The organism is Photobacterium sanguinicancri, assembly GCF_024346675.1.
GTDB classification, from domain to species: Bacteria; Pseudomonadota; Gammaproteobacteria; order Enterobacterales; family Vibrionaceae; genus Photobacterium; species Photobacterium sanguinicancri.
Genome location: NZ_AP024850.1, coordinates 1,310,863 through 1,326,150, shown reverse-complemented (window position 1 = coordinate 1,326,150; position 15,288 = coordinate 1,310,863). Strand labels below are relative to the sequence as shown.

The following is a 15,288-nucleotide window of genomic DNA, read 5'->3' as shown; positions in this document are numbered from 1 at the left end:
AAAACAACGCCAGCATATTAGCTGGCGTTTATTTCATCATGAAATCGCTGTCCGATAGTTAAAAATCAATACTCAATACATCTTTACCCACCGAATAGCCTTTTTGGCTTGAATCAACATTCAGCAAATCATTTACAACATCAGGTAAATCGAACAAACCATTACATACAAGTGTTAAGTCATAATCACCCGATGGAATATGTTTAAATTCGTAGGTATTTTCTTTACTGACTTTTGCGGTTAAGACGGGCGCATATTCAGAACCCATATCGCCATAATTAGGCTCACCGCCTGTTTCACCCGTTGTCTCACCATGGACTTCGTATAAATAAATATATGCATCAACCATTGAAGAGGCACATGCGGATGGGTTGATATTCCCTATGATGTTCCCAGCTTCATTATTGTTGACGATACGTAAACCTCTGTCCTTCATTTCATACGCATCACCTTTTAATTGCAGCATATTACGCAAATCAAAAGCCAAAGTGATGGTCTGTGGAACATCAAAGTTCAGGTTTAGCCCTTCAAACGTTAACTCATCAGCAATATTCAGCGGCTTTAAATCACCAAAAATATCGCGAACATGTGAGTAAGGTGTATCCAAAATATCACCGTAACCACCTTGGTCAATCGTCGATAGCGCTACCGATACATAATCGCCAGCCAGCATGAGTTTGTCTTCTAATAAACGAACCAGATCAACACCGGTTAAATCCGTTAAATTCAGAACAACAAACATTGGATTACCATCACCATCAACAGGAATATCACCGTCTACTGGCACACAATCTTCTGAGCTTGCTGTCTGTTCAAATGATTCTGGTGTCCAATTAACGATATCACCTAAATTATTGATAAAGGTCATGCCATCAATGGCGACACACACTTGGGATACATCTTTATCGGTTGGTGTTTCTGGTGCTGGTGACTCTGCAACATCTGCTGATACTGGCACTTGAACCGATGAAGAGGCCCCATCACCCGCATTCACCGCAGCTCCCCCACCATCAGAGTCGCCATCAGAACCACCACACCCCACCACAAACATGGTGAGCACTATCACTATTATATTTTTCATGTCATCACCCCTACGACAAATGAAAATAGGCCGCTACTGTTGTGGCGTTGTCACCACTGTTATATTGCTGCTTATTGCTATGTTCTTATTCGATTTATCATCGTTGTACTGAATAATGAAATCAGCCAACAGACCAATGTGATTAACACGGCTGCGAACGGAATTAATCAGATTGGTAATGAAATTTTAGGTGCTATACGAGAAGGAAAAAGGTTATCTGAGGTGTTCTCAACGATTGAGAAAAACTTCTTACCAACAAGACAAAATATGCAATTTCGAGTCAATGTGATGAATGTCAGAATAGAGTCGTAGTGAGGAACAGGGTTTGCAGATGCTGAAAACAACAAAGGCCAGTAAATACTGACCTTTGAATTAATCTATGTTTTATTTATTGCGTTGTTACTCAACACTCGCGGGCTTTAAATCAAGCATATCTTGAATGTTGACCTGCGGCTTTGGTTCTTGGCCAAAACCACGTAACCCCACCACATGAACGTGTTCACGATCTTTAAAGATCTTACGCACCAGCTTATAGGTGGTACCTTTTTCAGGGCTGATATTTTCAGGTGCGGCAATCAACAATTGCATGTCTAGGCGGTCACATAGCTCGAACAAGGTCGAGATAGATTTCGCATCCAGACGCGCGGCCTCATCCAAGAACAGTAAGCGACAAGGAATAATATCTTTACCACGTAAGCGGCGAGATTCTTCTTCCCAGCTTTGGATAACCATCAGCAAGATTGCCTGACCCGTACCAATCGCTTCACCCGTTGATAACGCACCCGACTCCGCTTGTAGCCAGCCGTCTGTACCACGGTTCACTTCAATGCTGAGTTCTAGGTAGTTACGGTAATCCAGTAACTCTTCACCCAATATTTGTGGTGAACGTTGACCCATGTCGATATGCGGGTTCAAGCGTTGGAACAACTTAGCCATTGCCTCAGAGAAGGTCAGACGATTGTTACCGAACAAATCTTGGTGTTGATCTTGTTGTTCCGCTAAACCAAACAGTAGTGATTCATGAGTTTCACGTACTTTCACGTTTAGACGTACACCTTTCACCTGCCCGAAACCAATGTTCATGAGGCCTTGGTTTAGCATGCGAATACGGTTTTGCTCACGCTGAATCGTTTTACGAATGATATTCGCAACAGAGTCAGAGCTGATTGCCAAGCGTTGTTCACGAGCCGTTAGCTCTTCCGTTAAACGCCCTAGCTCAACTTCCATCTCTTCAATCGCTTCAACTGGGTCGTCGGTACGAATGATATCGTGGCGAATACGTTCACGCAGGTGTTGATATACCGCAATGTAGAACAGTACTTTACGTTCAGGACGTGAAATGTCTTCCGATGCACGCAGTGAATCACGCAGGTCTTCATTATCCGCAACCGCGAGACGTAATGCACCCAGTGATTTATCAGACAATGACCGTAATTCATCAGCAGACATGTATGCCATTTCACGACGATGTAGACGACGTTCAACATCATTTTCACGCGCTAAACGCAGAACCGCACACCAGCCCGCTTTCGCGTTAACCACCAGCTTACGTATGTCTTGGTATTCTTTGCCTACTTTACGTAGACGTTTTACCAAGCCTTTCATTTCTAGCTCAATCGAAGTGATTGATTTTTCAAGCTGACTACGACGAGTACGTGAAGTATGTAAGCGTTCATTCAATTCGTCGCGACGTACGCGTGCTCGTTCTTCTGCTTCCACATCCGCACGAACACCCAACTCTTGTAGCTCACGCTCAAACTCTTGCACTGTTTCCAGTTTGGCTTGGTGTGAACTCTTCAGCGACGCCATTAACTGGTTGTACTGGTTAGCTTGTGCACGTGCTTGTTTTAACGCATCACGGCAACGGTTACGCTCACGTTCAGCAGCAACTAGTTTAGCTTTTAGCTGTTCATTCAGTTCTGAACTCTTACCAAGTAGCTCAACAGAGTCTGCGTAACCAAAGTGATGACGACGCTCTGCTAAATCAGCAACAGCAAAGATCTCTTTTTTCAGCGCTTGCAGCGTTTGGTCTGCATCTTGATATTGAATATTTAGCGCATCAAATTGCTGCGGGTCGACATTCAGTGCCGAAACTAAACCTTCAAGCTCAGAAATTGCCTTACCGTGGCGGTCAAGGTAGTTACGCGCTTCATCAAGTTGAGAAAGCTGCTGTTCGATTTCAGCAAAACGCTCAACAATAGTTTCGTCTTCTAGCAGGTTAACCATTGGGCTTAATTTACCCAATAACGTTAAACCTTCACGTGCGGCTGTTAACTGGCTACGTTGTTGCTGTTCTTGCGCGTCCATTTCTGAAAGCTGGCGAACAAGCTGGTTACGCTTATCACGTGCTGTTTTCAGTTCAGCTTCTGGATCTGGCTGGAACGCAACCGACATGTGCGTCGCGACAAAGCTATTAAAGCTTTGGTATAGACGTTGTAGTTTTTGTGAATCAAACGCCGCTTTTGCGTGATCTTCTACTACTTGATCGCGCTCTTCACGTAAATGCTCAAGGCGTTGTTCACGTGCCGCACGGCCAAACAGTGGTACTTTCGGGAAACGAGAGTAACGAAGTTGGCGATCATTTAGGTGAACACAAACAGCTTGTTCTAGCTCATCAACATCAAAGCCGCTGTCATCAAATGAATCTGCATCGCCTTCAATGATGTAAAGATCGTCAGGACAATCTTCAAGCGCAATCAGCTTATCTTTGATGCCTTTAAGATCAGGAACCACAATTGCGTGACGCGCAGGGCCGTACATCGCACTGAAATATGGCGCATCGCTTAGCGTGATATCGTCGTAGATTTCAGACAGCATGGTGCCGCCTAACGTATCGGCTAGTGCACGTAATTCAGAGTCGCCGCTACCGCCAGGCTGTACCAAACGCTCAATGTCTATGTCTAACTGGCTCTTACGCTGTGCCAGTTGATCACGCATTGCTGATACTTGGCGTTCGCTATCCAAGGTTTGTTGCATCGCTTGCATAACAGCATTGCTATCAAACAACTCAAACTGGGATTGTTCTGCCAATTTTTCTAGCGCATCACTTGCTGCAATCCAAGCTGGCGCTTTTGCTTCATGCTGCTTGATTTGTACCGCTAGTTGCTGTTCTTGACCACGCAATTCGCTACGCTGCTCAACTAAGTTTTCTTGCGTTTGCTCAAGCGATTCAAGTGTTGCTTCATGGCGTGCTTGCTCTTCTGCTAATGCAAGGTCACCATCAATGTTAGTAGCAAAACGTTTACTGTAAGTCTCTGCTAACTCTTTAGCTTGACGTTGCTGACGTACACTACGCTCTAAGTCGCGGTATTGCGCTTTAAGCTGTTCACCGCGTTCTGCAACATGGCGAAGTTGACGCGCATGGGCAATCAACTCTTGTGCTTTTGTACCTGCTTGTGCGCGATCAACAGCACCCGCGATGGTAGTAACAATCTGTAAGCCTTTTTCAAACTGCTGAATGGCCGCAGATGACATGTCAAGCTTATGCTTGAGTGCTAATAGCGCCGTGGTTTTTTGTTCTTCAGTTTGCTTAAGCTGCGTCAGGTAAGCTGGCGCACTGTCAGCCAGAAGTTGCTCGTCACCAGACAAGTCACGGGCTTTTTCAAGTGCTTGAACCGCTTGTTGGTATTGAAGCGCACGCGTTTGCTGCATATCTAACGCTTGTTGATAGTCAGCTAGTTGTGTTTTCAGGCTATCAACTTCTTCTTCTGTTAATAGCGCTTGCTCTTCAGCCATTGCAAGTTGTTCAGCAGCTTCTTCAACCACCATAACTTGCTCTTCAAGGCGCTCTGTAAGCTCTTCAAGATCTTCTTTATAACGCGTGATCTTTTCTTGCTGACGAACCGCAGTTTGTACAAGCTGTAAATGATCCGATGCAGCTTGATGATCTTGCTCTAATGCAGATTCACGTTCCGCCAATTCATCTAACTCTACGGTATGATTGGATAGCGTCGATTGCTGATCCATCAAACTTTGGCGCGAGCCAAGTAGTTCACCACGTAAACGTAATGTTTTGTCTAAACGCTGTTGGCGATCGTTGGCGTGACGCATGTAGTCAGCGGCAACATAGTTAGTTGCTTCAGAGATCAAGTGCTTAAACAAATCACGATCACTTTGCGTTAACTTGATCGCTTCCAGCGTCATGCGGTTTTCACGCAACGCCGCTTCCATATCTTGGAAGGCTTTCTTAACACCGGTGTTTTGCGGTAATAGGTAATCACGCAGTGAACGGGTGATCGCGCTTGAGATACCACCGTATAGCGATGCTTCGATCAAACGGTAGAACTTAGAACGGTCAGTACTGTTACGTAGTTTCTTCGGTAATACACCGAATTCAAACATTTGCGCATGGTAATCCGTTACTGAGTTAAAGGCTTTGAATACTACGCCTTCAATATCAGCAATGCCGTCTTTTACTTCGTTCAATTGACGCACACGAGCTTGTGTTTCGGACAGCGTCTCAACCAATATTTCTGTTGGTTTAATGTGCGACGGCAAGCCTTGAATAATGAAAGGCTTAATATCCACTTTCTTATCTCGGCCCGCCACTTGCTGTAGGCGTACCGCAAAGATAATACGTTGGTTTTTTGAGTTAACCACATCAAGCGCTGAGTAACAGGCACCTGGTTTTAGCTTACCGTGTAAGCCTTTATCACGAGAAGATGCAGAACTACCCGCTTCCGTGGTGTTACGGAAGTGCAGCAGGCTTTGATCTGGGATCAATGAAGTGATAAATGCTGCCATGGTGGTCGACTTACCTGCACCATTACCACCCGATAAGGTTGTTACTAGGTTATCAATATCAAAGGTACGGGCAAAAAAGCCGTTCCAGTTAACCATGGTGAGCGATTGATACTTACCGCGTTCCATCACACTTCACCTTCTTGTTCAGGCTCTGTTGGGAGCTCTAATTGTTCTTCATGTTCTTCGTGATCATCAAGCAAGCTTGATTGGCTTGGTTCCTGTTGGTGAACAACAGCTTCACCATCACGGATCAAGCGAAGTTGTGCTTCACGCACATCATCACCACTGCGTACGTCGGCACCAAAGCGGAACACAGATTCGCTAATGCGGAATTTGCCGTTTTCACCCACAGGGATAATCATGCCTAAGCGACGTAAACGACGAAGCGATGTTTTCACTTTATCGTATAGCTTTTCACGATCTAAATCTGATCCTGATGCACGGTTGGTCACTAACTTCATCAGTTTTTGTTCATCCGCTAAGGTCATTAGCTCATCGAACAATTCTTGGTTAGTGAAAATACCTTCATGCGCTAAACGCTCTGGGCTTAGATAAAGGAAACAAAGTACTTTACCCACTAGCATATCAACTTCTGCTAATACAGAGCGGCTGATCAGCGATGTTGAACGTGGGCGCAAGTAGAAGAAACCTTCTGGTGCACGAACAAGTTCTGCGTTGTAACGCTTGTAAAACATATGTAGCTCACGCTCTGCATCTATTAGCAGTGCATGGTTATCTAAATCTTCACTTGAAATATGGCGACCAGAACGGAGCGCATTATCAAGTGCAGGGAAAAGTGGGTTAGCAATCGCTTTAGCCAACTTCTCCGGCATAAATTCTTCAATATTTATCGATGACATTGGCTTGTACCTTAGCTCCGTAGTCGTTAATCGCTTCCCAATCGGGCTGAATGGCGTTGAAGTCCGACTCGGAATAACCTAATCGAACGGCCTGATCGATAACGATCCGCGATAAATCAAAATGCTGAGCGTGTTCATGCTCGGCAAGATAGTCTTTCAGTAGCGCACTAAGGTTAATGGCAGCCCCTGTGGCTTTATGAGCTTGCAGCATAGCAGCAACTTGTTCGGCAAGTTGATCGTTCACTAAACTGATCTCTTCAAATTCCATTTCTTCCGGCACTAGCCCTGTTACTTCATCATCACGCAATACTAATGTTTCATCGCGCATATCAAGTAAGCGTTCGGCATCGGCGTATGTTAGAAGCCATGGGCTATCGAAATAATCCGTTACTGATTGACGAAGGCGTTGGCTAAAGGCACGGTTTTTATCCATATCAATCGCGGTACGGATAAACTTATGCACGTGACGGTCATAACCAATCCACAAGTCAATCGCTTGCTGACCCCAGCTGATAATGCGATCAAGCTTCATCTGTAAGACGAAAATCATGCCATCAACAAAATCGAGTTCTTCATGGCCTTGAGTCGCTTCTTGAATATCGAGTAGCTGAGTTTGCAGCTGATCACCCGCGGCTTGCAAGGTGTCTTGCAACTCGCGCAATGTGCTCGATGTTTCGTTCAGCAGGCTTTCACAACTGGTGATCGCGGCTTGCCAATCTTGGTTAAGCAGTTCAGCAATATCGTGTTTAACTTGCTGTTGCTGCTCGTCCATGGTGCGCTGGTTTAAATCGATACGATCGAAAATATCAGCAACTGAATACTTTAATACTGCGTAAACGTTGGTACGCCAATGCTTATCATCACCGCCTTCTTTGGCAGCAACAGCAGCTTTATTGATTTCATCTGCCACCATGGCAAGCTGAATCGATAATTTCAGTGTCGAATATTCACGCTGACGCGCGTAATAATCAGTGATACCCAAAGCCAACGGACTTAGGCGATAAATACTCGCTCCGTCGTTCACTTCACTGGTAAAACGAGAAATAAGACGTTGGCGAACCAACTCATTGATGGCGTTATTGGCACGAAATGCGAGCGTTTCTTTTGATTGTTCAAACAAGTCGCTTACTATGCGAAATGCGTCAATCAGCTCACCTTCTCCTAACTCTTCTTCAAAGCGATCGCTACTTAAAACAGCAATCGCCAACAAGAACGCCAGCCGCTCAGTTGGTAAGTTAAGCGAGAAATCATGCTGCTTAACCCAAGTTACCAACTCAGGAACGGTCTGGGTAACTTCACTCATCCGTTGTCCTTTTTGCTGTTAATAGTATTTGCCTCTGCCGTAAGTGGCTTTTGTGCGTACACGTGAATGTAACGCCCTAGCGACAAATAAGGTTCTTGGCGACAAAGCTTCTGCTCCATCTCAAGAACTTGTTCAAAACTGTAATCCCCAACCATGGTATCGCGCATATAATCATGGAATGTGCGCACACCTGTTTTACCGAGGATCTGAAAACCGCCCTCTTCAAGCCACTGATAAACATCATCAGGTTTGAGGCCTTGATAAGGCTGAAGCTTGAAACGTTTACGATGCGGCATCCCTTCTTCTACGTGCGTCAGGTTGCCACAAATTAAATTCTTAAATAGCAGGCCGTTGTAGTTGTAGAACATCACAGAAATAATGCCACCAGGCTTAACTTGCTCTAGCAAACAATCTAATGCCTGCTGCGGATCTGCTAGCCACTCCATGACGGCGTGGAATAAAATCAAATCCGGCTTCTGCGCTAAATGCCCACCAATATCCTGCACAGCACTGTGAACCAATCGATACTGCTCAAGCAAGCCATTTTTGGCAATGTCTTGCTCGGCTAATTTCAGCATTTCACCAGAGAGATCACACAATGTGATCTTATGGCCTAATTCAGCTAACTTTTGTGACAGTTGACCGACACCGCCTCCCGCATCCAGCACAGATAACGGTTTGTCATCTGGCAATGCTGCTAATATTTGCTGCAAATCTTGCCATACAACAGTCTGTCGGATCTGCCCTTTGGCAGTGCCGTAAATGTTTTTGGCAAATTTTTGCGCTAGGTCGTCAAAATTTCGATCTTTGATCACGGCTGCTTTACGTTATGATAGCGGTTCTAAAATGGTGTTTATTTTCTCACAAGCTCTATAGGAATAAAGGCTTGTGATGTCTTTTTAAGCTCAACTGCTGATTTTTCGGGCTAGATTGTATGTTTGAACTAAAAAAATTGATATCGGCATTACTCATGCCACTCCCTGCGATGCTGATTTTAGGCTTATTGGGCTTATTGGTGTTGTGGTTTACCAAACGAAAAGGCTTTGCTTCTTTTCTTTTGACTCTTTCGTTACTGGGGATATTTTTATTCGCTTTCCAACCCATCGCGACTGAATTGCTCAAACCAATGGAAAGAAAATTCAAACCTTTCATTCCTAATGAGCAACCGATTGACTATATAATGGTACTAGGTAGCGGCCATGTAATCGACCATGAAATGCCGATTACCTCCCAGCTATCTCGTACCGCATTAATGCGACTAACCGAAGGTATTCGAATTCATCGCTTATACCCAAGTGCTAAAATTATCCTATCTGGCTATGGTGGCGGAAGTGACACAAGCCAAGCGCGAATGATGGCAAAAGTGGCTTTAGCTTTAGGTGTTAATAAAACCGATATACTGCTGCTAGAAACAGCGAAAGACACATGGGAAGAAGCCTTCCAGGCATCATCTGTTGTTGGCAGTAAGAACTTAGTCTTAGTCACATCAGCCAGCCATATGGAACGTGCATTATTTGAATTTAATGAAGCAGGTTTACAACCGACCCCTGCACCAACAAACTTTTTAGCAACCCGTAACATTGAACAGCCTTGGGCAAAATACACCCCGCAAGCTAAGTATTTAGAACAAACTGAGCGTTACTGGCATGAAACGTTGGGGCAATGGTGGCAAAAATTACGCAATATTATCGGTAATAATGAGCACCTAATTGATAAAGAATCACCCACAACAGCCGTTGTTATCAGCCACACCGATGCGTTGTCATAGCTCGTCTTTTTAGACAGTCGATAAAAGCAAAAATATTCCACAATTTAGCAAAACCATTAAGCCAGCTTAACTTAGCTGGCTTTTTGTTTTATATGAGCACTATATCGCCACATTACGCTCTGATAGCGTTTTACGTTATAAGTTGTGCGAAATTCATATATTGATAGCGATAAAAACAGCTCCCGTTTTACACCAGACCTCTTTATGATTCCTGTCATTACAAGATTCACATATCAAGAAGTTAGGTGGCTAGAGATTATGTATCAAATTATAAACTTGGCGATATTCGCCCTACTCATCGCATTATTAGCGAAACAGCAAAAAACAGATCAAACTCTCTCTAAGCGCGTATTCACTGGCCTTGGTCTTGGTGTGTTATTCGGTGGTGCTCTACAAGTGGTTTATGGTGGTGGCAATGCCGTAATCGGTAGCACGCTAGAGTATGTAAATATTGTGGGTGCTGGCTATGTCGGTTTACTGAAGATGATCATCATGCCATTGATCATGGTGTCTATCATTGGTGCCATCGTTAAAGTAAAAGACTCTGGTTCACTGGGTAAGATTTCAGGTTTAACAATCGGTATCTTACTCGCAACCACAGCTGCATCTGCTGTTATTGGCTTATTCGTCAGCCACCTGTTTGGTCTATCTGCAGAAGGTATCGTGCAGGGTGCACGTGAAATTGCTCGAGGCGAAATGTTAGAGACTCGCCTTTCAACAGTGGAAGCAATCTCTTTTGCCGACATGATTATTTCTTTCTTCCCAGCTAACCCATTTGCAGATCTAGCTGGTAGCCGTGCGACATCGACAATTGCTGTCGTTATTTTCTCTGCTTTCATTGGTGTGGCTGGCGTCAGTGTTATCCGTACTCAACCCGAGCTTGGTGCAAGCTTTGAGAAATTTGTCCAAGTCGCTCAAGAAATTGTTCGTACATTGGTACGCATGGTATTGAGCCTAACGCCATACGGCGTACTTGCCCTAATGACCAAAGTAGTTGCGGGTTCAAACGTTGACGACATCCTTAGCCTGATTAACTTTGTGATGGCATCGTACGTAGGCTTAGCCATTATTCTGGTTATGCACCTTGTGCTAGTTTCTCTGGTTGGCGTTAATCCTATCCGCTTCCTGAAGAAGGTTTTACCTGTACTGACCTTTGCATTCACCTCTCGTTCAAGCGCAGGCACAATCCCACTGAACATAGATGCTCAGGTTAAGCAGTTGGGTAACGGTGAAGGCGTTTCAAACTTCTCTGCATCATTTGGTGCAACCATGGGCCAAAACGGCTGTGCAGGTTTATACCCTGCGATGTTGGCAGTAATGATTGCGCCAACTGTGGGCATTAACCCAATGGATATTAGCTTCATCCTGACACTGGTTGCGATTGTTACGATCAGTTCATTTGGTATTGCGGGTGTGGGTGGCGGTGCAACGTTCGCAGCATTGATTGTACTATCAGCACTTGATATGCCTGTCGCACTCGCTGGTCTACTGATTTCTATCGAGCCATTGATTGATATGGGCCGTACTGCTGTTAACGTGAGTGGCTCTATGACTGCAGGAACAATCACCTCACGTCTACTGGGTCAGGCAGACGAATCTATCTTCCAACAAGATGGTGAAGTAGAAACAGCAAAAGCCTAATATTGGCAGTAAGTTCTAAACAAAAAAATGCCACCTTATTGCTAAGGTGGCATTTTTGTATTCACTTTTTATCAATGATTGATTCTTTAACGCAAGAACCTAACCGATAAGCTGACGCACTTTTTCTAAGTCTTCAGGTGTATCAACACCCGCTGGTGGCGTATCAATTGCCACGTCAACATGGATTTTCTCACCGTACCAAAGCACACGCAGTTGCTCTAGTGATTCAATCTTTTCAAGCGTACTTGGTTCCCAGTTAATATAGGTATTAATGAAACCTGCACGATAAGCATAAATGCCAATATGGCGAAGTAAGCTTTGATGAATTTCTTGAGGGCGCTTAGCGAAGTTATCACGATCCCATGGGATCGGTGCACGGCTAAAATACAGTGCGTAGCCATTTGCATCTGTCACAACTTTAACCGCATTCGGATTAAAGACTTCATCTGCATGATCTATCTGTACAGCCAGTGTAGCCATAGGGGCATCGCAACGTGCAATATTGTCCGCAACTTGGCGAATGATGCTTTCAGGGATCAATGGTTCATCACCTTGCACATTCACCACAATGTGGTCATCGGCCAGTTGATATTTCTCAACCACTTCAGCCAAACGCTCCGTGCCTGACTCATGGTCATCACGCGTTAGGCAAACTTCACCACCAAAAGCGTTCACTGCATCGACAATGCGTTGGTCATCTGTCGCGACGATAACATTATCCGCACCAGACTTGCTTGCTTGTTCATACACCCATTGCACCATAGGCTTCCCGCCAATATCTGCCAATGGTTTACCCGGTAAACGAGATGATTGATAACGGGCTGGTATAACTACAGTAAAAGCCATGCTTTATTTAACCTCTTCTGCGCTCAGCGTACGAGCTTCTGGTTCCAGCAATACAGGGATGCCGTCATTAATAGCGTAAGCCAGACGATCAAATTTACAGATAAGTTCGTTCTTTTCTTTATCGTAGTTCAATTTCCCTTTACACACTGGGCATGCAACGATTTCAAGCAGACGGTGATCCATATTGTTCCTTTACTTTTATTATCTGACTAATGATGTCTTGTGCCTGCCTTGCTGGTAACTCAGCGTCCACGGGCAGATACCACCAATTTGACTCAGCGAAAGCGTGGCATTTCACCGCGTCTTTCTCTGTCATGACTAAATGCTGTCCTTTTTCAGCCAGCACAGTTAATTCTTGTTGTTTAAACGCTTGATGATCAGCAAAAGGCTGACAATATATCGGCTCAACCCCAAGCTCTCGCAATGTTTCAAAGAAACGCGGCGGATGCCCGATACCAGCCATGGCCACAATATCACTCAATTCGGTAACTAAGCACCGCTCACCCGTTTTGAGATTAATCAATGCTGAAGGGGATAGTCGCATTGGAATTTCACCCTGCTGCGCTTCACCACCATTACAAATTTGAAAATCAACCTCACGAAGGCGTTCACAAGATTCGCGTAATGGTCCCATCGGAATTAAATGTTGATTACCAAATCGGCGCTGACCATCAATTACCACGATCTCCAAATCACGCGCAAGTGCATAATGCTGTAAACCATCATCGGTAATGATCACATCAATGTGATGATCTTCATCGGTCTCACCAAGTAACAATTTTACTGCATCGGCACGGACGGGAGAAACAGCCACAGGCACACCAGTACGACGATGAATAAGAACCGGCTCATCACCCACATAAGATGTTGGGCTGTCAGCATTAACTTGGTAAGGGTAATGTGGCGCTTTGCCACCATAACCGCGCGATACCACACCGGGCTTTAAGCCTTGTGCAAGTAATTGCTCAACTAACCAAATAACAACCGGTGTTTTACCATTGCCGCCAGCAGTGATGTTACCAACAATAACAACGGGCACAGGTGCTCGATAAGATGGTTTTTTACCATCTGAGAATTGCTGACGCCGATACCGACTGATAGCACCGAATATTTTACTAAGCGGCCATAAAACAGGCATCAGCGCTATCCCTGCAGGATGGCGCTGAAACCAAATTTTCTCAATCAAGGTGCTCATTATTGACCGAATTGAATACGGTGAAGCTGCGCGTAGGCACCATCAGCTTTATCAATTAGCTCACTATGAGTACCACGTTCAATAATCTCACCTTCATCAACGACTAGGATCTGGTCTGCATTCTCGATAGTCGATAGACGGTGCGCAATAACCAAGACAGTACGGTCTTTTTGTAACTCATCCAACGCAGATTGAATAGCACGTTCAGACTCGGTATCAAGTGCTGATGTTGCTTCATCTAAGATCAGTATTGGTGCATTACGTAAAAGTGCACGAGCAATAGCAATACGCTGACGCTGACCACCAGACAGGCTCACACCATTTTCACCAATCATGGTATCAAAACCTTGATCCATACCTTGGATAAAATCGGTGGCGTAAGCTAATTCTGCAGCACGTTCAATCTCTTCACGGCTGTACTTATTATTGGTTGCATAAGCGATATTATTTGCAACTGTATCGTTAAACAAATGGACGTTTTGAGAAACAACGGCAACCTGTTCACGTAAGTTAAATAATTTGTAATCAGTAATTATATGATCATCAATGTGGATCTGACCCGAATCAATATCGTAAAAACGCGTCAGTAAATTTGCTATCGTACTCTTACCTGAACCAGAGCGCCCTACTAACGCTAATGTTTTGCCCGCAGGTAAATCAAAGCTCACGTTACGTAACGCGGGAGTATCCTTGGTTGGGTAAGTAAACGTTACGTTATCAACTCTAATATCACCTTTTACGCGATCAGAATCGTGGTGACCATTGTCTTTTTCTGGTTCCATTTCCATTAATTCAAATAAGGTATTACATGCAGCCATACCTCGTTGGAATTGTGATGTCACATTCGTTAGCGCTTTAAGTGGGCGCATCAAACCAAACATCGCACCAAATACAACAGCAAAAGTACCAGGAGTAAGCTCTGCACGTAGAGACTCTGAACCAGCGAGAACAAGAACTACAACTAAAGCAAAAGAAGCTATTAGTTGAATGACAGGGTTAGCAATAGCTTGCGCTGAAACTAACTTCATCGTTTGTTGACGCATATTATTACTGACTGAATCAAAACGATCGCTTTCTACTTGCTGACCGCCATAGCTTAACACCACTTTATGGCCTTTAAGCATTTGTTCCGCTTGTGAAGTGACCGAGCCCATCGCATCTTGCATATTTTTTGAAATACTACGAAAACGCTTAGAAACGATCTGAATACTGATAGCAACAACAGGGGCAATTACTAAAAGAATTGCAGACAACTGCCAGCTGTTCCAAAACATCAACGCCATAAGGCCAATGATTGAAGCACCTTCACGTACAAGGCTAACTAAAGCACCACTGGTTGCTGAAGCGACTTGTTCCGAGTCATACGTGATACGCGAGAGTAACGCGCCGGAGGATTCTTTATCGAAGAAGCTTACTGGCATTTTCATAAAGTGATTAAACATTTTACGACGGATGTTCATTACTACATTACCAGATACCCAAGAAAGACAATAAGTAGAAGCGAACCCACTCGCACCACGAACAATCATTAAGAGAACAAGGTAGAACGGCATCATTGAGAGGAAATCACCATCAACAGAATCAAAACCACCAAAGCTTTCGTCCATAAGTGGTTTGATCATAGAAAGCATCAAGGTGTCACCCAATGCATTAATAACCAGTGCAACAACCGCTACCGCCAAACCTGTCTTATACAGGCTAATAAAAGGCCATAGGCGTTTAAAGGTATCAAGCGTCGATTGATCCGACTGCTGCTCTTTATTCTTTGTCATGAAAACTCGTTATTATTTGAGACGATATTCCCATTCTACTCTCAATCTTGGCTGTGCTCCAAATATGTTACGGCTAACA

At 44.4% G+C, this 15,288-nt stretch carries 11 protein-coding genes; 2 read left to right on the top strand and 9 right to left on the bottom strand.

The genetic code is table 11. The features are described 5' to 3' along the window. Positions 1-58: 58 nt before the first annotated feature. From OCU87_RS06385 to cmoM, 5 genes are all read right to left on the bottom strand, one after another. Positions 59-1,081: a hypothetical protein gene (locus OCU87_RS06385; RefSeq protein WP_261858030.1), complete on the bottom strand. Its 1,023-nt coding sequence runs from the start codon at positions 1,079-1,081 to the stop codon at positions 59-61. A 399-nt stretch (positions 1,082-1,480) separates the two neighbouring features. After that, positions 1,481-5,950, bottom strand: coding sequence for a chromosome partition protein MukB (mukB, locus tag OCU87_RS06380; RefSeq protein ID WP_261858029.1), 4,470 nt, complete (start codon positions 5,948-5,950; stop codon positions 1,481-1,483). After that, a complete protein-coding gene (mukE, locus tag OCU87_RS06375; protein WP_062688720.1) occupies positions 5,950-6,684 on the bottom strand; it encodes a chromosome partition protein MukE in 735 nt (244 codons plus the stop codon). Before mukE ends, mukB begins: the two co-directional genes overlap by 1 nt. Next, positions 6,665-7,987 (bottom strand): chromosome partition protein MukF, encoded by a 1,323-nt coding sequence (mukF, locus tag OCU87_RS06370; protein WP_062688718.1) that lies wholly within the window; start codon positions 7,985-7,987, stop codon positions 6,665-6,667. The genes mukE and mukF overlap by 20 nt, the downstream gene beginning before the upstream one ends. Continuing rightward, positions 7,984-8,802 carry a tRNA uridine 5-oxyacetic acid(34) methyltransferase CmoM gene (gene cmoM, locus OCU87_RS06365; RefSeq protein WP_062688717.1) on the bottom strand — a complete coding sequence of 273 codons (819 nt, stop codon included), beginning with the start codon at positions 8,800-8,802 and terminating at the stop codon, positions 7,984-7,986. Before cmoM ends, mukF begins: the two co-directional genes overlap by 4 nt. A gap of 119 nt (positions 8,803-8,921) precedes the next feature. Between cmoM and elyC the strand changes: the two genes are divergently transcribed. Continuing rightward, positions 8,922-9,755 (top strand): envelope biogenesis factor ElyC, encoded by an 834-nt coding sequence (elyC, locus tag OCU87_RS06360; RefSeq protein ID WP_261858028.1) that lies wholly within the window; start codon positions 8,922-8,924, stop codon positions 9,753-9,755. Between the two features lie 258 nt (positions 9,756-10,013). After that, a complete protein-coding gene (locus OCU87_RS06355; RefSeq protein ID WP_315972480.1) occupies positions 10,014-11,396 on the top strand; it encodes an L-cystine transporter in 1,383 nt (460 codons plus the stop codon). 99 nt (positions 11,397-11,495) lie between these two features. On the opposite strand, the gene kdsB is transcribed toward OCU87_RS06355, so the two are convergent. The 4 genes from kdsB to msbA are packed head-to-tail and all read right to left on the bottom strand — an operon-like array spanning position 11,496 to position 15,209. Then, positions 11,496-12,242 carry a 3-deoxy-manno-octulosonate cytidylyltransferase gene (gene kdsB, locus OCU87_RS06350; RefSeq protein ID WP_094957688.1) on the bottom strand — a complete coding sequence of 249 codons (747 nt, stop codon included), beginning with the start codon at positions 12,240-12,242 and terminating at the stop codon, positions 11,496-11,498. A gap of 3 nt (positions 12,243-12,245) precedes the next feature. Continuing rightward, entirely contained in the window at positions 12,246-12,425 is a 180-nt protein-coding gene (locus tag OCU87_RS06345; protein WP_062688712.1) for a Trm112 family protein, read from the bottom strand. After that, positions 12,406-13,437: a tetraacyldisaccharide 4'-kinase gene (gene lpxK / locus OCU87_RS06340; RefSeq protein WP_261858027.1), complete on the bottom strand. Its 1,032-nt coding sequence runs from the start codon at positions 13,435-13,437 to the stop codon at positions 12,406-12,408. The genes OCU87_RS06345 and lpxK overlap by 20 nt, the downstream gene beginning before the upstream one ends. Beyond that, positions 13,437-15,209, bottom strand: coding sequence for a lipid A ABC transporter ATP-binding protein/permease MsbA (gene msbA, locus OCU87_RS06335; protein WP_062688708.1), 1,773 nt, complete (start codon positions 15,207-15,209; stop codon positions 13,437-13,439). The genes lpxK and msbA overlap by 1 nt, the downstream gene beginning before the upstream one ends. Between the last annotated feature and the right edge of the window lie 79 nt (positions 15,210-15,288).